Here is a 20,483-nt window from a genome sequence, read left to right as displayed (position 1 = left end):
AGAACACCGCGGCCGACCAGACCGCACACCTCGACGCCGCAGGCTAGGGAACCGGCAGGTCAGGCGACCCGGACACCGTGCTTGCACAGGGCGGTCACGCCCTGGCGGGCCGCCTCGATCGCCACGGCGAGCCGGTCGGCCAGCAGCGGCTTTGTCTTGGCCCGCGCCTGTTCGATCGTGTGAAACCCGGCGGAGCGGATCTCGCCGTCGGCGAACGCCTGGCCGACCAGGTCGGTCTCGTCCAGCACACCGCCGTCGAAGACGAACACCACCCCCTCGGGCCGCGAGTCCTGCAGCAGCACGTAGTCGACCACCAGCAGCCGCCCCAACGGCCGGTCCCACCCCAGCTCCTCGACCAGTTCGCGGGACGCGGTCGCCCACGGCGACTCATCGGCCTCGACGGCGCCGCCCGGGATCTCCCAGTTCGGCTTGTAGGACGGCTCCACCAGCAGCACCCGGTCATCCCGATCCCGGAATAACACCCCGGCGGCCATCCGCTTGCGGGCCAGACCGGCCACATACTCCTGGACCGGCAGAACCTGCGCGGGTCGCGGCGAGGCATTCACCCGAGGCACCTTAGCCATCCCCATCGGGTTCCCGTCCGCCGACGGTGTTACCGCGGGAGTCGGGGCGGCGTCGGTCACCAGTCGGTGTGGGCGTTCTCCCACTCGGCGGTGACCTTGGCGAGGTGCTTGTGCCAGTTCAGCTCGCACGCGGTGACCGACACGTGCGGGCTGTCGCCGCCGAGGTGCCACAACACGTCGACGACCTGGTACGAGCGGTGCGGGTCGAAACCGAATCAAAAAGGTGGGGTTCGCCTGCCTGTCTAAGCGATCTTCTGCCAAGTGACCGACGTGGGCCTGTTGCCGTCCAGCAGAAACTCCTGAACCGCTCTGACGATGTGGTCGTAGGGGATCTGACAGTTGGCCGAAAATGGACTGTCGTTGCCCATGAAATAGTAGTCGATCGCGTCATCGGCGGCGTCGTCCCCGTTGTGGCTGGCCCATATTCCTGTCCAGGCGCGCTCGGAGTAGGACAGGACTCCGCGATCCCCATCCACACCGACATGGTGATCATTCTGCCCTCGGCGACCACGGCTCCAACGTTTGCGGGTGCTTGACCGGCCTGCTATTCCTCTTTCCACTCCACGGAGGTCGGCCGCCTGCCGCCGTTGGTGAAGTACTCATGCAGAGCTTGGCGTATATCGGAGAGAGGGAGCAGCGCCGAGTCCGGCATTTCAATATCGCTACTCACATGCGCGTACACGGTGACCGCGTCTGTGGCGACATCCGGACCAAGGGTGTACCAGACACCAGGCCAATCCGGCCCGGAGTAATAGAGGGCCGCCCGATCGTCTTCAGTGAAGCCAACGCCGAACTCCGGTTTCTCCACGTCACCAGCGACAATGAGTCGCGCGACGATCGGGTAGCCGTAGAAGTCGACCATCTCCCGCCATGCGTCGATCAGTGCGTCCAATTCATCAAGCGTTCGCACGGGAACGCCGGTCTTGGCATGTTCCATCTTGCAGTAGGCAGTGAATTCGGTCATATTGCTTCCCCTGTGCCTCGGTAGACCTTGTGGTATCCGTTCGAGCCGTACACGCGTGAGAGAGACTTCCTTGAAGTAGTCGATCGCCTGATCGTCGACTCTTCAGCCACGGTCAGGGCCTGGTACAGCTCGACCACGCCCTGGTAAGCGTGGGTCAACGGGGCGGCGACGGACCCATGGGTCGCGGGTGCCGCGCAGCAGGGCTCCACGCCTTGGCGTACTTCATCGAGCGGAGAGAGCACTGTTGCCATGACGGCCGTCTTGAGGGCGGTCGGCCTCGCCAGTTCGTTCGTGAGTCGGGCGGTCAGTTCCTCGATTGAGGCCACGGGTGAGACTAGCTAGAACGCGCAGGAACATTCCCCTCATCACGCTTTGTTGACGAGTCGCGGCCCCTACGATGACCGGGTGTCCCTAGCAGAGGAAACAGCCGCGCGACTCCGGGCGCTGGTGACCTCGCTCGCACGAGTACGCGCGAACCTGGACAGGATCAAGGACGAGACCAACCAGACCAGGGACCAAGTCACCGCCCTCACCCAGGGGACCAACAACCCCCGCACCCAACAAATACCCGCCATGCTCACCGAGGCATCACGACTGATCGACAGCGTTCAATCAGTCCTACAAGCCGCGGAAACCATGATCGGAAACCGCCTGACCGCACCCGGGCCACCCCACACTCCCAACCGGGCCGGAACCGTCACACCGCAGCCCGCACCCCCGGCACCGGACGACAGTCCCACGCCCGAACTCATCGAACAACTACAGACACAACTACCGCCCACCGTTGTCCCCAACACCGGGCAGAAGACACACGGCCGGTGGATCGACGCCGACGGAAACGTCTACGCAGAGGCCAGCGGAAAGGATGCGAAATATTTGGAAGTCCGGCGCTACTTGACCGAGATCAATGCGCGTCATCCTCCGATGCGAGCATCTGATGTCGAGATCAAACTAGCCGTGCACATGCGACGAAACCGCATAAAATCCGCCACCCTCGTAATCAATAATGTGCCGTGCTCCGGTAATCTAGGATGCGATACACTGATCCCCGTACTTCTCCCCGAAGGGTACACGCTCACCGTCTACGGTTCCGGCGGATTCAAACGAACATACCACGGAGGGAAAACTTCGGAATGGTTGCCCTAGAAGTTTTCTACAGTCACGATCACGACAACGCTCCGATCGTCGTCAGCACGGATGCCGAGGTGGACGCACTGATCGACCGCGTGCGGGCCGAGTCGCCCGACAGTGCGCCGATTCTGATGCAGGTATATGTCGCGGGCGCGAAGGGGGGGCAAGAGTTTTGCGTCGGAGTGCGCGGGGATCGTGGTGTTCTCTGGTATGCGGGACCGGGGGCGCCCGATGGCGTGTATAGCGCGGGAGAAGGTGAGTATGTCCATGATGAATTGCCGTATTTCTACCAAGGAACCTGGACGGGGTTTCCCTCCAACGCGGAGATCCCGTTGGACGACTGCCGTCACGCGTTCAAAGAGCACCTGGCAAGCGGGGGCGCCCTGCCCACTGGTGTCCGTTGGCAGACCGAAGCACCCGTGATCGACCAGACTTGACCAATCGGAGCCACGCCGGGTTTGGGGCTCGCCCGTACGTGCTGTCGGCACTTTGGCGGTCCTTCCTAGCGCTGGCCCGTGGGTGGCCTTCGGGACGTGGGGGTTCCGAAGGCCACCCGTGATGGGTCAGTGCGCGGGGTCGCCCAGGTGGTGGACGAAGGCGCCCCACTGCTGGGAAGCGAACAGCAGAGCCGGGCCGGTGTCGGCCTGCTTGCTGTCCCGGGTGGCCACTCGGCTTTCATCGAGGAACGCCACCTCGACACAGTTGGCCTGCCCATTGCTTCGGCTGCTCTTGAACCACTTGGCGTGGGTCAGTTCGCTGCTGTTCACTGCGTGGGAACCGTTTCCGTTGCGGTGTTCAGGAATGCGCCCCAGGCGTCTGACTGGAAGGCCAGTGTGCCGCCTGACGGGTTCTTGGAGTCGCGCATGGCGGTCGTGCCGGCGACAAACGCCACCTCGACACAGTTGGACTGATGGTTGCTTCGGCTGCTCTTGAACCACCTGGCGTTAGCCAGATTTTCGCTGTTCACTTTCCCATCTCCCTTGCTACTGCGGATATGTAATTCATGGACTCCACCTCGCTTAGCGAAGAGTCCCAGACGTTCGCAAATGCTTTGGCGTACCGCTCGATCTCGTTCGGTTTCTCCAGGAAGAGATCGCCTGTGAAGCCGTCGACGTAGATCGTGGGAGGCTCCATCGGCCGACCGTTCCCGTCCAGAGGGAACTCAAGCTTGACGAACGGGCCGGACAGGAGGCCGTGGTGCAGGCCTGCCGCATATGGCACCACACGGACACACACGTTGGGGAACTGCCCCAGCTCGATAAGCCTGCGAAGCTGCTCGGCCATGACCTCGGTCCCGCCGACCGGGCGGTGCAGAACGGCCTCATTGAGCACGACGTGGAGCACGAGCGGGCGGAACCTGCGGAACAGCAGCCCCTGCCGCGCCATGCGCACTTGGACGCGCCGCTCGACCTCGTCAGGGCCGATCCCGGGATTGCCAGCTTCGATCAAGGCACGAGCGTAGCGCTCGGTCTGCAAGATCCCGGGCACCAGCTCGGACTCGTACCAGCGGAGATGCTCGGCGGCTTCCTCCAGGCCGATGTAAACGTTGAAGATTTCGGAGAGGACGTCGCTGTAGCTGACCCACCAGCCCTTGGCCTTCGTCTCCTTGGCCAGGGCCATCAAGCCCTTGGTCAGCTCGTCGTCTGCCCCGTACAGGGAGCACATGGCCTTGACGTCGAGGCTGCGCAGGGCGGTCTGCCCGGTCTCGATGCGCCACATCTTGGCCTCGGACCACTCCAGCTCGACCGCCGCCGTCTTTACCGACAGCCGTGCCTCCGACCGCAGCTTCTTCAGAAACCGGCCGAGCTGCCTGCGCGGCACCGTCGATCCGCTCGTCTCCACCGTGCTCGTCGTGCCTTCGTCAGACACCGGTCACCTCGCATCATCCGTGGGAATCTTACACCCGATATGAAGGACACTCCACGCCCGCCCGGAGACGAAATCACCAGTTAGGCGTATTCTTTCCGCTAATCTCTTCGTGAAGTATTGCAGATCCGTCGCCTACCGTGTTTTCTTTGCCACGGCGGGTCGTTCCCGTTCTTCCGCACCATCTGGAGCAACGGATGCACACTCTTATCACCCTCGATGCCGAGTACTGGCTTCGGGAGTTGCGGCGGCGGCGCTGGCAGATTCACCCATCCAGACAGAGTGAACTGTCACCGACCGTGTTTGCCGCCGTGCTCACCTGGCCTTCTGTGCACGATGTGGTGACCGTGTGGAGTGCCTCAGCCGGAATCGCTTACCGAACGCCACGGCATCCGAGTGCGTCCGAATTCGCTCCGACCCACGTGATCGCCCACTATTCCGGCCCAGCCGCATGGGCGCTGCGGTGGATTCTCACTCTCCCACCTCCGGGAAATAGGATTCCACCACTGCGCCCTGTCCCACCCGATTTCGCCATGCCGAAGCACTGCCGTTCGCAGGCGACAACCCTGTAGCCATCTACCCCGCGTCGAGTCCGGGGCCGATCCCCCCAGCCCGTCGGCCCCGGGCTCCGCTCTCCCCTCCCCGAAAGGAAACAGAAATGACCGAAACCAACCCCGCTTTAGAGTGCCCGCACGGACCCATTCCGCAAGGACTGGAGAACATCTGCACAGACCTCGAAGACCTCGCGCGTTTTATCCACCGGATCAATCGGGCCATCCAAGAGGTGGAACTCACCGAGGACCAGGTGGACGAGTTCAGCAACACCACCGCCATGCTCGTCGACCACCTTGGCTGGGTCCGCCAGCACACACCGCCCAAGTAGCGAACGGAAAGCCATGACCAGCACAGGCGCCAGTCCGCCCCAGGTCGAGCAGGTCTCCGAGTTCTGCGACCGGACGACCGACCAGCACGGGGCGGACTGGTACCTGTGCCGGTTCCGGCCATGCGGCTTCGGAGTCGCCGCGGAAACCATCGACCCCGTGGCGGCGGTGAAAGTGCACTACCGAATCACGCACATCGCTATCAACCATCACATCTGACATCTGATATCCGACAGGAACCACGAGTATGAGGATCGAGCCCAATTTCCGGGTGCGGATTCTGGGAACCACGCTGCGCGAACTGCGGCAGCGGGCGCGGCTGACCCAGGAGGACGCGGCGGCCCGGCTGTCGCTGAACAACCGCAAGCTCAGCCGTCTGGAAACCTTCCAGATCCCCAACCACCACGAGCTGCTGGCGATGCTCGACCTCTACGGCGTCCCGGTCAACGAGTGGGACCCCTACATCGAGATGCGTGAGGACGCGAAGGTCCGGGGCTGGTGGCGCGAGTTCGGCCTGGACGACCGCGGCTACGTGCCACTGGAAGCGCAGGCGGCGGCCGTCCGGTCGTTCCACCTCGCCGCGATCCCCCCGCTCCTGCAAACCCCCGACGCCATCCGCGCCGCCACCCAGTCCACCAAGGCCGTCCTACTCCACCGACGGCGCACGCAGCGCCTGACCGACGACCCGCCGCTGCGCCTGCACGCGATCGTCCACCCCAGCGCCCTGCAACGCACCGCCCCGCACATGCCCGAACAACGACGGCACATCGCCGAACTGGCCGCACGGGACAACGTCACCGTCCAGGTCCTTCCCCCGACACCCCAGAAGCCGCTGCGGTTCCCCTGCTCCTTCTCGCTCCTTGAGGTCCCCGCCAACACCGAGATCGCCTGTGTCGACCACCCGGCGGGCACCCTCCAACTGCACAAGGAAGCCGAGATCCGGGCCTACAACGCCGCTTTTGACACCCTCACCGCCACCGCCATGACCCCCGAGGAGTCCCTGGCCTTCCTCCACCGCCTCATCGGCGCGTGACCAGGCCTGGGTCAGGCGCCGCTGGGGATGTGGACCGGGCCGAGTTTGAGCAGTTCGCGGAAGTCCTTGGCGGGGATGGGGCGCGACAGCAGCCAGCCCTGGTAGGCGTCCACGCCGACCCCGCGCAGAACGTGGAACTGGGTGGCGTTTTCCACGCCTTCGGCGACGCAGCTCCTGCCCATGGCCCTGGCCATGTCGACCAGGGCGCGGGCCACGGCGAAGTCGGAGGCGTCGGTGGCCACGCCGGAGACGAACCGGCGGTCGATCTTGATGATCTGGGCGGGGAGTTCCTTGAGCCGGGCCAGGGACGAGTAGCCGGTGCCGAAGTCGTCCACGGCGAACCGGACGCCGCGCTCGACCAGTTCGGCCATGGCCTCGCGGCTGCGGGAGGGGAGGTCGATGAGGCTGGTTTCGACCAGTTCCAGGACCACCCGGTCCCAGGCGATGCCGGTCGCGGCCACCGAGGCCGACACGACGTCCACAAACTCGGGGTCGCCGGGGACCAGGCCCGCCAGGTTGACCGCGATGCCGACGCCGCCGCCGAGGACGCCGCCGCACAGCTGCGGCCACTCGGCGGCTTCGGTGAAGGCGGCCCGCAGCACCCAGCGGTCCAGTTCGCCGAGAAGGTCGCCCTGTTCGGCCACCGGTAGGAACTCCCCCGGCATTAAGAGGCCGCGTTCGGGGTGAGGCCAGCGGACTAACGCCTCCGCGGAAAGCACCGTGCCGTCCGGGCCTACCACCGGCTGGTAGTGCAAGATCAGTTGGTCGTTGGCGATGGCCTCGCGGAGCTGCCCCTCAAGGAGCATCTGGCTGTTGGCCGAGGCGATGAGGGCGTCGCTGGCCAGCGACACCCGGCCGGTGCCGCGCGCCTTGGCCGCGAACATCGCCGCGTCGGCGTAGCGCAGCAGGTCGGCGCCGCTGGTCTCCGGTCCGCTGGGGACGGCCGCGCCGATGCACGCCGAGACCCGCAGCAACTGCCCGCGCACCGGGACGGCCGTGCGCAGCAGGCTCGCGGCCTGGTTGGCCAGCGCCTCCACGCCGCCGGACTCCTCGACGTCCGAGCAGATGACCACGTACTCGTCGCCGGACATGCGGGCCACCGTGCAGCTTGGCGGCAGGCCGCGTTCGAGTCGGCGGGCGAGGGCGGTGATGAGCTCGTCGCCGACGTCGTGGCCGAGGGAGTCGTTGACGCGCTTGAAGTTGTCGACGTCGCAGAACAGCAGGGCGATGCGCTCGAAGTCCCGCCCGCCCAGGAGCTTGCCCAGCAGCTCCTTGACGGCCGCGCGACCCGGCAGCCCGGTCAACTCGTCGTGGGTGGCCTGGTAGCGCAGGCGTTCCGCGGCGCGTCTGCGGTCGGTGACGTCGGCGAAGACCACCAGCCAGAACCGCTGGCCGTCGTCGGCGACCGACACGGTGGCGTTGAGCTCGCAGTAGACCGGTTTGCCCGCGGCGGTGATGAGGACCCGCTGACCGCTGTGAAACGAGTGCGTCTCGCGGCCCCGGCGGCTCTCGCGGTCGTCGGGGTGGGTGAGCTGCGCCGCGGTCATGCCGCGCAGCCGCTCAAGGTCCATGCCCAGCAGCGAGCACAGCGCGTCGTTGGCGTCGACCAGGCGCTCACCGTCGTCGAACAGGGCGATGCCGACCGGTGTGATGGCGACCAGGTCGGTGAACCGCTTGCTGGAGCGCTGCATCCTGGTCTCGGTGGACCGCTGCTCGGTGACGTCCTGCGCGGTGCCGATCATCACCGTGAGCGGGCTGCCCGCGCCCGCCGCCTCGCCGCGGACCCGGAACACGCGGCGCTTTCCGTCCGGGCGGATAACGCGGTGCTCGCACTCGATGGGCCTGCGGGTGGTCGCCAGCTCCTGCCAGCGCTGGTCGACCCACGTCCGATCGTCCGGATGGACCAGTGCCAGATAATCCGGGTAAGTGATCCGGGAGCCGGGCTCAAGGCCGCACAGCTCGTAGAGCATGGACGACCACAGGCACTCGTTGGTCGCGGTGTTCCACTCCCAGGTGCCCAGACGGGCCACCCGCTGCGCCTCGCGGAACAGCCTGCCGTCCTGGCTGAGCTGCCGTTCCAGAGCGCGGAACTTGGTGAAGTCCTGCACAGTGCCGTGCACACGGATGACGCGCCCACTCGAATCGCGCTCGTTGCGAGCGCGGACCAAGTAGGCGCGTTCTCCGGAGTCGTCCCGCACTTCCAACTCGATGGGCTGCGAGGACCGCTGTCTGCGCAGCCGCGCCTGGAAATCGTCCAGAACCGGCACGTCGTCGGGATGCACCAGCGCGACCAGGTCGGTCATCGTGCTGGTGGCGGGCAAACCACAGAGCCTGCGCAGGCCATCGGACAGATACGCCTGCCCGGTGGCCACATCGACCGTCCAACTGCCCATGCGGGCTATCCGCTGGGCCTCCAGTAACAGGGCGCGCTCGGCCACCGGGTCGTCGTCGTAGCCCACCACCGCCGGTTCAGCCAGGTCAGGCGCCAAAACACGACCGGCGTCGAGCTCGAAGCCACCGGTCGGCAACCCGACCCTGGGGAGTCCGGCGCGCACGACATGCTCGGCCACGGCGCGATCCCTCCACCCTCAAGTAGGCGGGTGGGGCACCGCTGCCGAGCATCCCGCCGGCTCTCAGGCTACCCCGTCCTCTTTAGCCGCCCGCGCGACTGCCGCCGCGACCTCGGGCGCGACCCTGGGGTCGAGCGCGCTCGGCACGATCTTGTCGGCGGCCAGGTCGTCCTCGGCCACCGCCGCGATCGCATCGGCCGCGGCCAGCTTCATCCGCTCGGTGATCCGACGGGCGCCGGAGTCGAGCGCACCTCGGAAGATACCGGGGAACGCAAGGACATTGTTGATCTGGTTGGGAAAATCGCTGCGGCCGGTGGCCACGATCGCCGCGTGCCGGGCCGCGACGTCGGGGTGGATCTCCGGGTCCGGGTTCGACAGCGCGAACACGATGGAGTCCGCCGCCATGGTCGCCACGATCTCCTCGGGCACCGTGCCTGCCGACAGGCCGACGAAGACGTCCGCGCCCGCGATCGCCTCGGCCTGCCCGCCGCGCAGGCCCGCCTTATTGGTGACCTCGGCCATCTTCTCCTTGATCGGGTTCAGGTTCTCCCGACCGGAGTGGATGATGCCGCGCGAGTCGAGCAGCGTCACGTCGCCGACGCCAGCGGCAAGCAGGATCTTCGCGCACGCGATGCCCGCGGCGCCCGCGCCAGCGATGACGACCCGCTGGTTGGCGATGTCCTTGCTCAGCACCTTGTTCGCGCCGCGCAGGGCCGCCAGCAGGACGATCGCGGTGCCGTGCTGGTCGTCGTGCATGACCGGGCAGTCCAGCGCCTCGATGAGCCGGTCCTCCAGCTCGAAGCAGCGCGGCGCGGAGACGTCTTCGAGGTTGACCGCGCCGAACGAGGGCCGCAGCCGCACCAGGGTCTCGACGATCTCGTCCACGTCGGTCGTGTCGAGCACCAGCGGGATCGAGTCGAGCCCGCCGAAGGTCTTGAACAGCGCCGCCTTGCCCTCCATGACCGGCAGCGACGCGGCCGCGCCGATGTCGCCGAGACCGAGGACGGCCGTGCCGTCGGACACGACGGCGACCAGGCGGGAAGCCCAGGTGTAGCGGGCGGCGAGCGAGGCGTCCTCGGCGATCGCCAGGCTCACCTTGGCGACCCCGGGGGTGTAGGCGATGGCGAGCGACCGCGCGTCGGCCAGCGGCTTGGTCACCGCGACGCCGAGCTTGCCGCCCTCGTGGCCAGTGAAGATCTCCTCGTCGGTGACGGGTCCGGTCGCCACGCTTTCGCTCACGTTCGTCATCCGATCGGTCTGGACATCATTCACTGCGGTCATAGCGTCCCTCCTGAGACCTCGCACTGTCGTGTCGACACGGCAGGCGATGAGCTGGGTGCCGGACGGTAACGCGGAGTGCTGACGCGGCCCTGCTGACGGCGCGGCTTTCCGGCTATCGACTGGCGAAACTGCATGCGACCACTACCCCCCGGGTGCTGGGACGCGTAGCCGCGGACGCTGCGGTCCGCACAGTCTTGCAGCAAGACGCTACCGGTGTCTGCGGCAGGGATCACAATCACGCGGACGTTTTTCCGCAGGTCAGAGGCGGTTTCCCAAGACGTCCGTCCGGTTTTCTAGGCCCCCTGCTAGCGCCGGCTAACGTTTCCGCAGCGTGACGCCCCAGTGCCGGGCTGGCGCGGGCTCCACCCCCTGCCGACCCCGTCAAGCCCCTGTTGCGCGTCGCACACCTGGTCGAGTCACTAGCATCGCGGCATGCAGGTACGCGAACTGAACGTCCCCGACGCATTCGAGTTCACCCCGCGCACGTTCCCCGACAGCCGCGGCGTGTTCGTGTCCCCGTTCCAGGGCGAGGCGTTCGTCAAGGCCGTCGGCCACCCGCTTACCGTCGCCCAGACCAACCACAGCCGCTCCCGCCGCGGCTCCATCCGCGGCCTGCACTTCGCCGACGTGCCCCCCGGCCAGGCCAAGTACGTCTACTGCCCCAGCGGTGCCCTACTCGACTTCGTCGTGGACATCCGCGTCGGCTCCCCCACCTTCGGCCAGTGGGACGCCGTCCGCCTCGACCCGGTCGACTTCCGCGCGGTCTACGTGCCTGAGGGCGTGGCGCACGGCTTCGTGGCGCTGGAGGAGGACACGGTCATCTCGTACCTGTGCTCCACCGGCTACAACCCCACGGCCGAGCACGGCATCAACCCGCTCGACCCCGACCTGGCGCTGCCCTGGGCCGAGGACATCGAGCCGCTGCTGTCCGAAAAGGACGCGGCGGCCCCCACCCTGGCCGAGGCGAAGGCGGCGGGCCTGCTGCCGACTTACGCCGCCTGCCAGGACCGCTACGAACGACTCCGCGCGACCTGACATCGACCGCTCGCCCCAAGCCCCAAGCTCGACCGAAAGTGAATGCAAAACACCGTTCCGATTCACAAACCCCCAGGTCAACAAGTGTCTTCCCCGCGCACGCGGGGGTGTTCCCCCGCACACCAAGCACCTGCACCTCTCCGTTGTGTCTTCCCCGCGCACGCGGGGGTGTTCCGGCGTTCGGCGACTCCACGAAGCTGCCACCGGTGTCTTCCCCGCGCATGCGGGGGTGTTCCGTCCGAGACGGCCCAGCGGGTCGCCCCCTAAAGACGCCGTGGGCGTGGCCACAGCCGCCACCGGATGACCGCGTGCACCCTCGCCGGTCCCAGCGTCCGCGAGTCGGTCGACTCGTCAGCGTTGTCGCCCTCCACGTGCCATCCCTCGCCGTCCTCGCGGACGGCGCGTTTGACCGAGAGCTGGCCTGGCCGCGCGTCCCAGGTGACCAGCACGATCGCGCCCGCCGCCACCCGCCGTCGGGTGGCCACAACCGTGTCGCCGTCGCACAGCGCGGGACGCATGGACGCGCCGCGCACCCGTACCCGGCGCGCGGGCGCGCGACCCAAGGGGTTGGCCGCTGTCAAAGGATCACCTCCACCTGCCTGTCCAGCATGCCCGGAGTAGGGTCGATTCGTCGGAGCATCCCCGTTTGCCCATGGAGGAAAAATGCGACTCTGGTCGCGCTTTCTCGCCCCTCGACTGGAGGCCACCGCGCACTGCGACCTCCCGTGCGGTGTGTACGACCCGGCCCAGGCCCGCATCGAGGCCGAGTCGGTGAAGGCGATCCAGCAGAAGTACCAGGACAACGAGGACCCCGAGTTCCGCACCCGCGCGATCCTCATCGCCGAGCAGCGCAGCGAGCTCGTCAAGCACCACCTGTGGGTTCTCTGGACCGACTACTTCAAGCCCCCGCACTTCGAGAAGTACCCGGAACTGCACGACCTGTTCAACCGCGCCACCAAGGCCGCGGGCGCCAGCGGCACCAAGGGCTCGATGGACCCGGCCACCGGCCAGGCCCTGCTCGACCTGATCGGTGAGATCGACAAGATCTTCTGGGAGACCAAGAAGGCGTAAGACCCCACGGGTTCACTAGAACGGCGGCTACCTGCGAGTTCCCCTCGCCGGTAGGCGCCGTTTCCCGTTTCAGCGGGGTGACACGCGCACGGTGATGACCGCGCGGACGACTTCGACGCCTGCCTTGTCGCGGATGGACACGGGGACGGGGAGGTCGATCGGGGTGGGGCCGAAGTCAGGGATGGATTCCACTTCGGCGATCGCGCGGAGGCCGGTTTTGGCCTTGGCGGTGTAGTCGACGGTCATGCCTTTGGGGATCCAGCGGTGGCTGGTGGGAACGGTGGCCTCGGCGAGCATGCCCATGGCCACCTCGGCGAGGTTGCACATGGCGATGGCGTGGAAGGTGCCGATGTGGTTGTGCACGCCCCACCACAGGGGCGCCCGCACCTCGCCTCGGCCGGGGCGCATGTCGATGACGGTGGGCAGGATGGTGCGGAAGTAGGGCACGCGCAGGCACGCCGCGGCGGAGAACAACCGCGGGCCCAGGGGGCGGTCGGCCAGGGCCCGCCACAGGCGCAGAGTCGTGGTTTCGGTCACAGCCGCTAAGTTACCCGTCAGTAGCTTTCCGGGCAAGTGCCCTAGGATCGACGGCATGACGGTCTACCTGCTGCGACACGGCCAGACCGAGTGGTCGGAGAACGGGCGGCACACCGGGCGCACGGACATCCCGCTGACCGCCGAGGGTGAGACGCGGGCCCGCCGGGCCGGGGAACTGCTCGCCGACCTGCGGGGCGACCGGCCCGCCCTGGTCGTCTCCAGCCCCCGGGTCCGCGCGCTGCGCACGGCGGAGTTGGCCGGGCTCGCCGTGGACGAGGTCACCGAGGACGTGGCCGAGTGGGACTACGGCGACTACGAGGGCCTGACCACCCTGCAGATCCGCGAGACCGTGCCGGGGTGGACCGTGTGGACGCACCCGTGCCCGCACGGCGAGACCGCCGAGCAGGTGGGCGAGCGCGCGGCGAAGGTCGTGCACCGGGCGCGGGCGGCGGAAACCGATGTGGTGCTGGTCGGGCACGGGCATTTCAGCCGGGTGCTGGTGGCCGCCTGGATCGGACAGCCCGCCGCCTTCGGTGTCCACTTCGGACTGGGCGCGGCCGGGGTGAGCGTGCTCGGGGACGAGCGCGGCGTGCCGCAGGTGGTCCGGCTCAACCTTTCCCACTGACCTGGAGGAAAACCTTGCCCGATCAGCGAGTTCGCCGCGCCGCACCGTCCGATGTGGACTCGATGGTGGCGTTGGTCCACGAACTGGCCGACTACGAGCGCGCGCCCCACGAGTGCCATCTGACCGCCGAGCAACTGCACACCGCCCTGTTCGGCGCGGCGCCCGCGTTGTTCGGGCACGTGGCCGAGGTCGACGGGGAGGTCGTCGGCTGCGCGCTGTGGTTCCTCAACTTCTCGACCTGGCGCGGCGTGCACGGGATCTACCTGGAGGACCTGTATGTGCGGCCGTCCGTGCGGGGATCGGGGCTGGGCAAGGCGCTGCTGACCGCGCTCGCCGAGGAATGCGTCGCCCGCGGCTACCAGCGACTGGAGTGGTGGGTCCTGAACTGGAACGAGCCCGCCATCGGCTTCTACAAGTCCATCGGCGCGGTCCCCATGGACGAGTGGACCGTGTACCGCCTGACCGACGAAGCACTGGCCGAACTAGGCCAATCGGGCTAATCTCCGAGATCACACCATCGTGTGACGTCGCTACCTTCCGTCAGGGCTGATTCCCGTCAGGAGCGGGGCGGTTCCTCGTCGCCCTGGGCCCACTGAGTGGTCGAGGAGCGGGACAGCAGGACGAGCACGACGACGCAGACGAGGGCAACCGGGACGCCGATCTCGGGCCTGCCGGAGGGGCCGAGGGCGTACCAGGCGACGCCGAGCAGGAGCAGTTGCAGCACTATCGCCGGGCCGCGGCCCCAATGCTTCCCCAGAACCAAGCCGACCCCGCAGGCGAGCACGCCCGCGGCGAGCACGGCGAAGTACGCCGCCTCGCCGAAGACGTTCCCGCCCAGCGCCGAGTCGCCGCTCAAGCCGCTGATCAGCAGCAACACCGCGAACCCGAGCCCGACCAGGCCCTGCAGCGCGACCAGCGCGCCCGCGGCGAGGACCGTTCGCGGGGCGGATGACGAGAAGCGCACGGCGGATTTCCTCACGCTGTTCGGACGGGCGACGGCTAACGCACGATGACCGTGCGTGCACACCGCCGATCGTATGCCACCCGGACGGACGGTCGTCTGCGGCGACCGGGCAGGGGAAGATCAGTGGTGTCAGTTCCTCGCGGGTCGATGAGACAGACGGTCGTCTGGGTGCACTCGTCGTCATCGAGGGGACGCGCTGCCGGAAGGAGCCGTATCTCGATCACGACTGGTCCGAACGAGTGAGCCCGCCGTTCCCTCGAAAGGGGAGGCGACGGCGGGGTGGGCGCGCACGCCGGCCTACTCTGCGGTAATGCGCGCTGTCCTCGTGGTGAACCCGCAGGCGACCGCCACCACACCGGCAGGCCGGGACGTGCTCGCGCACGCGCTGGCCAGCCAGGTGAAGCTGGAGGTCGTCGAGACCGACTACCGCGGCCACGCCCTCGCCGCGGCGGCGCAGGCCGCGCTCGACGGCGCCGACCTGGTGGTCGCCCACGGCGGCGACGGCACGGTCAACGAGGTCGTCAACGGCCTGCTGGCCACCGGCCCGTCCGCGACGACGCCCATGCTCGGCGTGGTGCCCGGCGGCTCGGCGAACGTCTTCGCCCGCGCGCTCGGCCTGCCGCGCCACCCGGTCGAGGCGACCCACGTCCTGCTGCGCGCGCTGGAGGAGCGCCGGAGCAGGCGCGTCGGGCTCGGCCGGGTCGACTCCGACGGCGGGCACCGCTGGTTCACCTTCAACGCGGGCATGGGCTGGGACGCCGACGTCGTGGCCGATGTGGACCGCAAGCGCGGCAAGCGAACCAGCCCCGCGCTCTACGCCAGGGTGGCCGTCGCCCGGTACGCGCGGCCCAAGTACCGCCGACCGGACCTGACCGTCCACATCGACGGCGAAGACCCGATCGAGGGGCTGCGGCTGGCGTTCGTGTCGAACACCGACCCGTGGACCTACCTGGGCGCCCGCCCGATCCACCTCAACCCGGGCTGCGCGTTCGAGTCGGGCCTCGGCCTGTTCGCGCTGCGCACCCTGCGCGTGCCGACCGTGCTGCGGCACTTCGGCCAGGCGATGAGCGCCAAGGGCAGGCAGCGCGGCAAGCACCTCGTGCGCCGCGACGACGTCGCCCGGATCGCCGTCCGCGCGCCGGAGCCGGTGCGGTTGCAGTGCGACGGCGACCTGATCGGCGAGCGCACCCAGGTCGAGTTCACCTCGGTCCCGAACGCGCTGGTCGTCGCCGTGTGAAGCATGGGCACGGCGCGGTGGCGCCCGCTGGCTGGGCCCTGCCTAAAATGACCTTCGCTCGGTAAGCGCGCCCTTCCCCGTTTGGGCGGGACGCGACCGGGCAACCCCTCCCCGGAGGCGGAGCGCGGCGGACCGGTCCAGACCAGCGGTCGTCGTGATCAAATCGTTGCTCTCCGCGTCAATAGGGCTCTGACGTCGATCTTTCGGGTGAGTTCACTCACCGGGCCCAGAACAACCCTTGACATCCAGCCGGTTCGTGAAAGCATTCACAAGCACCCCGACGACCGGATGACGACTAGAGGCGCGTCCTAACGCGCCCGAGCGAGGAGCAAGTAGAAATGGACTGGCGCCACCGCGCGGCCTGCCGTGACGAGGACCCCGAGCTGTTCTTCCCGGTGGGAACCAGCGGTCCTGCGATCTCGCAGGCCGCCGAGGCGAAGGCCGTTTGCCACCGCTGCCCCGTCGCTTCCAACTGCCTGTCATGGGCGCTAGAGAGCGGCCAGGACGCTGGCGTTTGGGGCGGTATGAGCGAGGACGAGCGTCGCGCGCTGAAGCGCCGTAACGCTCGGACCAGGGCACGCAGCAACGCCTGAGCTTTCCGCGATAACAAGACGAGCGGAAGTCCGGCACCGATTCCCGGTGCCGGACTTTCGTTCGTTCGCACTTGTTTCACCGACGGTGCGAGAGCGGCACGCGAAGGACCGCCTCGGTTCCCGCGCGTTCCCGCCGATGCAGCGACAGTGAGCCGCGCAACTCCGACTCCACGAGAGTCCGGACGATCTGCAGTCCCAATCCATTCGCTCTTTCGAGTGAAAATCCGCGCGGCAGCCCGCGGCCGTCGTCGGCCACGATCACGTCGAGCCAGCGAGCGGAACGCGCGGCGGTGACCACGACCTCGCCCGAGCGACCCGGCGGATAGGCGTGCTCGACGGCGTTCTGGATCAACTCGGTCAGCACCATCACCAGCGGCGTCGCCGTCTCCGCCGCCACCACGCCGAACTGTCCGCTCTTGCGGACCTTGACGTGGCTCTCGGCGACCGCGACATCGCCGACGACCGGAATCACCTTGTCCACCAACGCATCCAGGTCGACGCGCTCGTCCACCGACGTCGACAGCGTCTCGTGGACCATGGCGATCGCCGCGACCCGGCGCACCGACTCGGCCAGCGCCTCCTTGGCCTCCGGGCTGCTGGTCCGCCGCGACTGCAACCGCAGCAGCGCGGCCACGGTCTGCAAGTTGTTCTTCACCCGGTGGTGGATCTCGCGGATCGTCGCGTCCTTGGACAGCAGCGCGCGGTCGCGCCGCCGGACCTCGGTGACGTCGCGGCACAGCACCAGCGCGCCCGCCGCCTTGCCGCCCGGCCGCAGCGGCAGCGCCCGGAACAGCACCGCCGCGCCCCGGCGCGACTCGGCCTCCGCGCGCATGCTCGGCTGCCCGTCGAGGGCCAGCAGGATGCGCTGGGCGATCTCCGTGGCGTCGAACGGGTCGCCGATGAGGGTGCGGGTCAGCGGGGCCAGCCGCACGCCGACGAGATCGGCAGCGTGCCCCATCCGGTGGTACGCCGACAACGCGTTGGGACTGGCGAACACCACCGCGCCCGCCGGGTCGAGCCGGATCAGGCCGTCGCCGACCCGGGGACTGGTGTGCACGTCCGGGGAAGGCTCGGTGGTGGGGAAAGTGCCGTCGGCGACCATCTGGCACAGGTCGCCCGCGATGCCCAGGTACGCGATCTCCAGGGCGCTCGGCACCCGGGGCACCGCCAGGTTCGTCTCCCGCGACAGCATCGCGATGACCTCGCCCTGGTAGGTCACCGGGATCACCTCGCGGCGGACCGGCACGCCCAGGTACCAGCGCGGGTCCTCCTCGCGGCAGATCCGCCGGTCGGCGATCGCGCGCCGAAGCTGCGGGTGCTCGTCGGCGTCGGTGTGGCTGGCGACGACGTCCTCGGGATGCGCCGTGGGCGCCGTCGTCGGCCGGGCCTGCGCGACGCAGATATAGCGCTCGTCGGCGTCCGGCGGCAGCGCGCCGTCCTGCCCCTCGGTCACCGGGACCCAGAGCAGGAAGTCGGCGAAGGACAGGTCGGACAGCAGCTGCCACTCGGCGACCACGGTCTGCAGGTGGTCGACCGCGCCGCCGGGAAGCCCGGTGTGTTCGGCGAGCAGGTCAGAGAGCGTCGACACAGGACTCCACGGGGTTGGTCACTCCACGACGGCGATCAGATCGTGCTCCTGCACGACGTCGCCCTCCTTGACGGCGAGCTTGGTGAGCGTGCCGTTCTCCTCGGTCAGCACCGGGATCTCCATCTTCATGGACTCCAAGATCACCACGGTGTCGCCCTCGGCCAGGGTCTGTCCCTCTTGCGCCACGACGTTCAGCACGTTGGCGACCATTTCGGCGTGGATCTCGTGGGCCATCGACCGGTCCTCCTCGAACGAGTTCTGCTCGCGTCAATCCAACCATGCGCCCCAGCCCTGACGAGTCACTTAAGCCCGGCATGGCAAAATCGTGCCCGAAGGCGTGCGGCCGGTCTGTCCGCGAGGCTCGCACGCCCCGACCAACGCAAGAGGAGACACCGATGTCGAAGCGCGCCCGCAAGCGTCGTGACCGCAAGAAGGGTGGCGCCAACCACGGTAAGCGCCCCAACGCCTGAGCAGACGCTCTGAGCACGACAAAGGCCCCGGCACACTGCGTGCTGGGGCCTTTGTCGTCGTCGCGCACAGCTCAGTCTTCGCGCCGCTCAGCGGTGGTCTGGACCGTTACCTGGGTGGTGGTCTGGGTGACCTCGACCGCGCCCGCTTCGAGCACGGTCCGCCGGATCGAGGCCCGCAGCCGCTCCTTGAGCTCGTCCGGAGCCTGGTCGCCGCCGCACTTGCGGGCGAGCAGGATCTTGAGGTGCTCCTCGATGCCATAGCGCTCCAGGCAGGGGCGGCACTCCTCAAGGTGCTTCTGCAGCAGGTCGCGGCGCTGCGTGTCGCACTCGCGGTCGAGGAAGAGCCACAGCTCGCCCAGCACCTCGGAGCAGTCGGTCTCGTGGTGGCGTCCGCAACTCATGACCCCGCCACCTCCTGCGCGCCCGAGCGCACGAACCCCCGCTCACGGGCCACGCCCGTCAGCAGGTCACGCAACTGCCGCCTGCCGCGGTGCAGGCGGGACATCACGGTGCCGATCGGCGTGCCCATGATCTCGGCGATCTCCTTGTACGCGAACCCCTCGACATCGGCCAGGTACACCGCGAGGCGGAACTCCTCGGGAAGCTGCTGCAGCGCGTGCTTGACGTCGTCGTCGGGCAGCAGGTCCATCGCCTCCACCTCGGCCGAGCGCAGCCCGCTTGAGGTGTGGCTCTCGGCCTTGGCGAGCTGCCAGTCGGTGATCTCGTCGGTCGGCGACTGCAACGGCTGCCGCTGACGCTTGCGGTAACCGTTGATGTAGGTGTTGGTCAGGATGCGGTACAGCCACGCCTTGATGTTCGTGCCCGCCGAGAACGACTCGAAGGCCGCGTACGCCTTCAAGTAGGTCTCCTGGACCAGGTCCTCAGCGTCGGCGGGATTGCGCGTCATGCGCAACGCGGCCGAGTAGAGCTGGTCGAGCAACGGCATCGCGTCGCGCTCGAACCGCTCCGCGCGCTCGGCTGTGGTTTCCATGGCCTCGGTGGCCTCCGTGGCCGCACTGTGTGGCTGGGCTTCGGTGCGGGGCACCGGGCTCCCTTCGGGTGCTCGCACACCCATCTTCAGGTGCGCATACTGCTTCCCCGAGCTTACGCGGACCTCGTCCGCACGGCTGTGAGCCCGGGCACGCGGCAGGCGTGAGCTGGGGCGCTTTACCTCAAGAATCTGCTCGGTGACCACGCCACCGACAACACCCGCGACGCCCGCCGCATTCCCCCTCTACCCTGGCGCGGTGGCCGGACGAGGAACCCCCGCGACAGCGCTACTGGCGAAGCGGAAGATCACGCACACGCTGCACTCTTATGAGCACGACCCCCGCGAGTCCTACGGGCTGGAAGCCGCGGCGGCGCTGGGTGTTTCGCCTGATCGGGTGTTCAAGACGCTGCTGGCTGAGGTCGACGGGGTGCTGACGGTGGGCGTGGTGCCGGTTGACGCCCAGTTGGATCTGAAGGCGTTGGCGGCGGCTGTCGGGGGCAAGCGGGCTCGGATGGCGGATGTGGCGGTGGCTGAGCGGACTACCGGGTATGTGGCGGGTGGGATCTCACCGCTGGGGCAGCGCAAACGCTTGCGGACGGTGGTGGACTCGTCTTCGGTGGGGTTTCCGACGATGTTCTGCTCTGGTGGCAGGCGAGGGCTGGAGATCGAGATCGCTGCGGGTGACCTGGTCTCGTTGGTTGACGGCGTGGTGGCTGATATCGCCGCTCGGTGATCTTGCGGTGCGGACGTTACTGAGCCAGGCGGTCGAGTAGGGCCGCGTAGCGGGCGATGCCCTCGCGTGAGAGGTCCCGGATCCGGTCTTCGGTGTCCGTTTCCTGCTTGCTCGGCCCGTCGGCTTCGGCCAGCGGGGCGTGCTCTTGCTCTTCGGTCGGCCGCAATGCTCCTGCTCTCGGACTGCTGCGGGGCTGCTCGATGGGGTTCCGTTGGTCCCCGGGTTTCGTGCTGTCTGCTCGATGGGGTGGAGTGGTTTCTTCGGGGCCCCTACGAAGGAAGATCGCCCGTGTGAAAGAGCGTGGGAAGCCTCCGGCCTCACACGCGCAG

At 68.0% G+C, this 20,483-nt stretch carries 29 protein-coding genes; 13 read left to right on the top strand and 16 right to left on the bottom strand.

Annotated features, from left to right (window positions below):
• Positions 1–59 precede the first annotated feature (59 nt).
• The 3 genes from ACZ6SD_RS08255 to ACZ6SD_RS08245 form a co-directional block, all read right to left on the bottom strand.
• Entirely contained in the window at positions 60–566 is a 507-nt protein-coding gene (locus ACZ6SD_RS08255) for an NUDIX domain-containing protein (RefSeq protein ID WP_465316215.1), read from the bottom strand.
• 260 nt (positions 567–826) lie between these two features.
• The gene (locus tag ACZ6SD_RS08250; RefSeq protein ID WP_465316214.1) at positions 827–1,060 is read right to left on the bottom strand and encodes an Imm1 family immunity protein; all 234 of its coding nucleotides are present in this window, start codon (positions 1,058–1,060) and stop codon (positions 827–829) included.
• Between the two features lie 68 nt (positions 1,061–1,128).
• Positions 1,129–1,548: an Imm1 family immunity protein gene (locus ACZ6SD_RS08245; protein ID WP_465316213.1), complete on the bottom strand. Its 420-nt coding sequence runs from the start codon at positions 1,546–1,548 to the stop codon at positions 1,129–1,131.
• 405 nt (positions 1,549–1,953) lie between these two features.
• Between ACZ6SD_RS08245 and ACZ6SD_RS08240 the strand changes: the two genes are divergently transcribed.
• Both ACZ6SD_RS08240 and ACZ6SD_RS08235 read left to right on the top strand, forming a co-directional pair.
• On the top strand, positions 1,954–2,694 hold the full coding sequence (locus tag ACZ6SD_RS08240; RefSeq protein ID WP_465316212.1) for a DddA-like double-stranded DNA deaminase toxin: 741 nt from the start codon (positions 1,954–1,956) through the stop codon (positions 2,692–2,694).
• Entirely contained in the window at positions 2,580–3,116 is a 537-nt protein-coding gene (locus ACZ6SD_RS08235) for an Imm1 family immunity protein (RefSeq protein ID WP_465316211.1), read from the top strand. Before ACZ6SD_RS08240 ends, ACZ6SD_RS08235 begins: the two co-directional genes overlap by 115 nt.
• Before the next feature lie 126 nt (positions 3,117–3,242).
• On the opposite strand, the gene ACZ6SD_RS08230 is transcribed toward ACZ6SD_RS08235, so the two are convergent.
• The 3 genes from ACZ6SD_RS08230 to ACZ6SD_RS08220 are packed head-to-tail and all read right to left on the bottom strand — an operon-like array spanning position 3,243 to position 4,548.
• On the bottom strand, positions 3,243–3,446 hold the full coding sequence (locus ACZ6SD_RS08230) for a DUF397 domain-containing protein (protein ID WP_465316210.1): 204 nt from the start codon (positions 3,444–3,446) through the stop codon (positions 3,243–3,245).
• Entirely contained in the window at positions 3,443–3,646 is a 204-nt protein-coding gene (locus ACZ6SD_RS08225; RefSeq protein WP_465316209.1) for a DUF397 domain-containing protein, read from the bottom strand. Before ACZ6SD_RS08225 ends, ACZ6SD_RS08230 begins: the two co-directional genes overlap by 4 nt.
• On the bottom strand, positions 3,643–4,548 hold the full coding sequence (locus ACZ6SD_RS08220) for a helix-turn-helix domain-containing protein (protein ID WP_465316208.1): 906 nt from the start codon (positions 4,546–4,548) through the stop codon (positions 3,643–3,645). Before ACZ6SD_RS08220 ends, ACZ6SD_RS08225 begins: the two co-directional genes overlap by 4 nt.
• Before the next feature lie 655 nt (positions 4,549–5,203).
• On the opposite strand from ACZ6SD_RS08220, the gene ACZ6SD_RS08215 reads away from it, so the two are divergent.
• Genes ACZ6SD_RS08215 through ACZ6SD_RS08205 form a run of 3 tightly spaced genes read left to right on the top strand, consistent with a single transcriptional unit; the run spans position 5,204 to position 6,459 of the window.
• Entirely contained in the window at positions 5,204–5,428 is a 225-nt protein-coding gene (locus ACZ6SD_RS08215) for a hypothetical protein (RefSeq protein WP_465316207.1), read from the top strand.
• A 13-nt stretch (positions 5,429–5,441) separates the two neighbouring features.
• A complete protein-coding gene (locus ACZ6SD_RS08210; protein WP_465316206.1) occupies positions 5,442–5,645 on the top strand; it encodes a hypothetical protein in 204 nt (67 codons plus the stop codon).
• Between the two features lie 28 nt (positions 5,646–5,673).
• Positions 5,674–6,459 (top strand): helix-turn-helix domain-containing protein, encoded by a 786-nt coding sequence (locus tag ACZ6SD_RS08205; RefSeq protein ID WP_465316205.1) that lies wholly within the window; start codon positions 5,674–5,676, stop codon positions 6,457–6,459.
• Between the two features lie 11 nt (positions 6,460–6,470).
• Here the strand turns inward: ACZ6SD_RS08205 and ACZ6SD_RS08200 are convergent, their stop codons facing one another.
• Positions 6,471–9,029 carry a sensor domain-containing protein gene (locus tag ACZ6SD_RS08200; RefSeq protein ID WP_465316204.1) on the bottom strand — a complete coding sequence of 853 codons (2,559 nt, stop codon included), beginning with the start codon at positions 9,027–9,029 and terminating at the stop codon, positions 6,471–6,473.
• A 63-nt stretch (positions 9,030–9,092) separates the two neighbouring features.
• Complete coding sequence (locus ACZ6SD_RS08195; RefSeq protein ID WP_465316238.1) at positions 9,093–10,277, bottom strand: NAD(P)-dependent malic enzyme; 1,185 nt, start codon at positions 10,275–10,277, stop codon at positions 9,093–9,095.
• Between the two features lie 465 nt (positions 10,278–10,742).
• Here ACZ6SD_RS08195 and ACZ6SD_RS08190 point away from each other — a divergent pair, with 465 nt between their 5' ends.
• On the top strand, positions 10,743–11,345 hold the full coding sequence (locus tag ACZ6SD_RS08190) for a dTDP-4-dehydrorhamnose 3,5-epimerase family protein (RefSeq protein ID WP_465316203.1): 603 nt from the start codon (positions 10,743–10,745) through the stop codon (positions 11,343–11,345).
• 263 nt (positions 11,346–11,608) lie between these two features.
• On the opposite strand, the gene ACZ6SD_RS08185 is transcribed toward ACZ6SD_RS08190, so the two are convergent.
• Positions 11,609–11,926, bottom strand: coding sequence for a S26 family signal peptidase (locus ACZ6SD_RS08185; RefSeq protein WP_465316202.1), 318 nt, complete (start codon positions 11,924–11,926; stop codon positions 11,609–11,611).
• Positions 11,927–12,008: 82 nt separating this feature from the next.
• Here ACZ6SD_RS08185 and sodN point away from each other — a divergent pair, with 82 nt between their 5' ends.
• A complete protein-coding gene (gene sodN, locus ACZ6SD_RS08180) occupies positions 12,009–12,416 on the top strand; it encodes a superoxide dismutase, Ni (protein ID WP_465316201.1) in 408 nt (135 codons plus the stop codon).
• Positions 12,417–12,485: 69 nt separating this feature from the next.
• Here the strand turns inward: sodN and ACZ6SD_RS08175 are convergent, their stop codons facing one another.
• Positions 12,486–12,953: a hotdog fold domain-containing protein gene (locus ACZ6SD_RS08175; protein WP_465316200.1), complete on the bottom strand. Its 468-nt coding sequence runs from the start codon at positions 12,951–12,953 to the stop codon at positions 12,486–12,488.
• A gap of 55 nt (positions 12,954–13,008) precedes the next feature.
• On the opposite strand from ACZ6SD_RS08175, the gene ACZ6SD_RS08170 reads away from it, so the two are divergent.
• Positions 13,009–13,578 carry an acid phosphatase gene (locus tag ACZ6SD_RS08170; RefSeq protein WP_465316199.1) on the top strand — a complete coding sequence of 190 codons (570 nt, stop codon included), beginning with the start codon at positions 13,009–13,011 and terminating at the stop codon, positions 13,576–13,578.
• Positions 13,579–13,592: 14 nt separating this feature from the next.
• Complete coding sequence (locus tag ACZ6SD_RS08165; RefSeq protein WP_465316198.1) at positions 13,593–14,078, top strand: GNAT family N-acetyltransferase; 486 nt, start codon at positions 13,593–13,595, stop codon at positions 14,076–14,078.
• Positions 14,079–14,134: 56 nt separating this feature from the next.
• On the opposite strand, the gene ACZ6SD_RS08160 is transcribed toward ACZ6SD_RS08165, so the two are convergent.
• A complete protein-coding gene (locus tag ACZ6SD_RS08160; protein WP_465316197.1) occupies positions 14,135–14,542 on the bottom strand; it encodes a hypothetical protein in 408 nt (135 codons plus the stop codon).
• A gap of 310 nt (positions 14,543–14,852) precedes the next feature.
• Here ACZ6SD_RS08160 and ACZ6SD_RS08155 point away from each other — a divergent pair, with 310 nt between their 5' ends.
• Entirely contained in the window at positions 14,853–15,779 is a 927-nt protein-coding gene (locus tag ACZ6SD_RS08155; protein WP_465316196.1) for a diacylglycerol/lipid kinase family protein, read from the top strand.
• Positions 15,780–16,117: 338 nt separating this feature from the next.
• Positions 16,118–16,372: a WhiB family transcriptional regulator gene (locus tag ACZ6SD_RS08150; protein WP_091452291.1), complete on the top strand. Its 255-nt coding sequence runs from the start codon at positions 16,118–16,120 to the stop codon at positions 16,370–16,372.
• A 76-nt stretch (positions 16,373–16,448) separates the two neighbouring features.
• Here the strand turns inward: ACZ6SD_RS08150 and ACZ6SD_RS08145 are convergent, their stop codons facing one another.
• Together ACZ6SD_RS08145 and ACZ6SD_RS08140 are read right to left on the bottom strand one after the other, a co-directional pair.
• The gene (locus ACZ6SD_RS08145; RefSeq protein WP_465316195.1) at positions 16,449–17,960 is read right to left on the bottom strand and encodes a sensor histidine kinase; all 1,512 of its coding nucleotides are present in this window, start codon (positions 17,958–17,960) and stop codon (positions 16,449–16,451) included.
• Positions 17,961–17,978: 18 nt separating this feature from the next.
• Positions 17,979–18,194: a biotin/lipoyl-binding carrier protein gene (locus tag ACZ6SD_RS08140; protein WP_091452491.1), complete on the bottom strand. Its 216-nt coding sequence runs from the start codon at positions 18,192–18,194 to the stop codon at positions 17,979–17,981.
• A 161-nt stretch (positions 18,195–18,355) separates the two neighbouring features.
• Between ACZ6SD_RS08140 and ACZ6SD_RS08135 the strand changes: the two genes are divergently transcribed.
• Positions 18,356–18,430: a 50S ribosomal protein bL37 gene (locus tag ACZ6SD_RS08135; protein WP_096498094.1), complete on the top strand. Its 75-nt coding sequence runs from the start codon at positions 18,356–18,358 to the stop codon at positions 18,428–18,430.
• A gap of 71 nt (positions 18,431–18,501) precedes the next feature.
• On the opposite strand, the gene rsrA is transcribed toward ACZ6SD_RS08135, so the two are convergent.
• Positions 18,502–18,831, bottom strand: a complete 330-nt coding sequence (gene rsrA / locus ACZ6SD_RS08130) for a mycothiol system anti-sigma-R factor (RefSeq protein ID WP_465316194.1) — start codon at positions 18,829–18,831, stop codon at positions 18,502–18,504.
• Positions 18,828–19,505, bottom strand: coding sequence for a sigma-70 family RNA polymerase sigma factor (locus tag ACZ6SD_RS08125; RefSeq protein WP_465316193.1), 678 nt, complete (start codon positions 19,503–19,505; stop codon positions 18,828–18,830). Before ACZ6SD_RS08125 ends, rsrA begins: the two co-directional genes overlap by 4 nt.
• Before the next feature lie 172 nt (positions 19,506–19,677).
• Here ACZ6SD_RS08125 and ybaK point away from each other — a divergent pair, with 172 nt between their 5' ends.
• The gene (gene ybaK, locus ACZ6SD_RS08120) at positions 19,678–20,154 is read left to right on the top strand and encodes a Cys-tRNA(Pro) deacylase (RefSeq protein WP_465316192.1); all 477 of its coding nucleotides are present in this window, start codon (positions 19,678–19,680) and stop codon (positions 20,152–20,154) included.
• Positions 20,155–20,170: 16 nt separating this feature from the next.
• On the opposite strand, the gene ACZ6SD_RS08115 is transcribed toward ybaK, so the two are convergent.
• Positions 20,171–20,320 carry a CopG family transcriptional regulator gene (locus tag ACZ6SD_RS08115; RefSeq protein WP_465316191.1) on the bottom strand — a complete coding sequence of 50 codons (150 nt, stop codon included), beginning with the start codon at positions 20,318–20,320 and terminating at the stop codon, positions 20,171–20,173.
• Positions 20,321–20,483 lie beyond the last annotated feature (163 nt).

It is taken from the genome of Actinokineospora sp. NPDC051303 (genome assembly GCF_055586285.1).
This window is presented reverse-complemented; position numbering and strand designations above follow the sequence as displayed.

Coding starts and splice junctions, on each gene's coding strand:
- ACZ6SD_RS08245 (WP_465316213.1), bottom strand. CDS start 1,548: ATGACCGAATTCACTGCCTACTGCAAGATGGAACATGCCAAGACCGGC.
- sodN (WP_465316201.1), top strand. CDS start 12,009: ATGCGACTCTGGTCGCGCTTTCTCGCCCCTCGACTGGAGGCCACCGCG.
- ACZ6SD_RS08140 (WP_091452491.1), bottom strand. CDS start 18,194: ATGGCCCACGAGATCCACGCCGAAATGGTCGCCAACGTGCTGAACGTC.
- ACZ6SD_RS08235 (WP_465316211.1), top strand. CDS start 2,580: ATGCGATACACTGATCCCCGTACTTCTCCCCGAAGGGTACACGCTCAC.
- ACZ6SD_RS08150 (WP_091452291.1), top strand. CDS start 16,118: ATGGACTGGCGCCACCGCGCGGCCTGCCGTGACGAGGACCCCGAGCTG.
- ACZ6SD_RS08155 (WP_465316196.1), top strand. CDS start 14,853: ATGCGCGCTGTCCTCGTGGTGAACCCGCAGGCGACCGCCACCACACCG.
- ACZ6SD_RS08205 (WP_465316205.1), top strand. CDS start 5,674: ATGAGGATCGAGCCCAATTTCCGGGTGCGGATTCTGGGAACCACGCTG.
- ACZ6SD_RS08190 (WP_465316203.1), top strand. CDS start 10,743: ATGCAGGTACGCGAACTGAACGTCCCCGACGCATTCGAGTTCACCCCG.
- ACZ6SD_RS08210 (WP_465316206.1), top strand. CDS start 5,442: ATGACCAGCACAGGCGCCAGTCCGCCCCAGGTCGAGCAGGTCTCCGAG.
- rsrA (WP_465316194.1), bottom strand. CDS start 18,831: ATGAGTTGCGGACGCCACCACGAGACCGACTGCTCCGAGGTGCTGGGC.
- ACZ6SD_RS08170 (WP_465316199.1), top strand. CDS start 13,009: ATGACGGTCTACCTGCTGCGACACGGCCAGACCGAGTGGTCGGAGAAC.
- ACZ6SD_RS08195 (WP_465316238.1), bottom strand. CDS start 10,277: ATGACGAACGTGAGCGAAAGCGTGGCGACCGGACCCGTCACCGACGAG.
- ACZ6SD_RS08215 (WP_465316207.1), top strand. CDS start 5,204: ATGACCGAAACCAACCCCGCTTTAGAGTGCCCGCACGGACCCATTCCG.
- ACZ6SD_RS08125 (WP_465316193.1), bottom strand. CDS start 19,505: ATGGGTGTGCGAGCACCCGAAGGGAGCCCGGTGCCCCGCACCGAAGCC.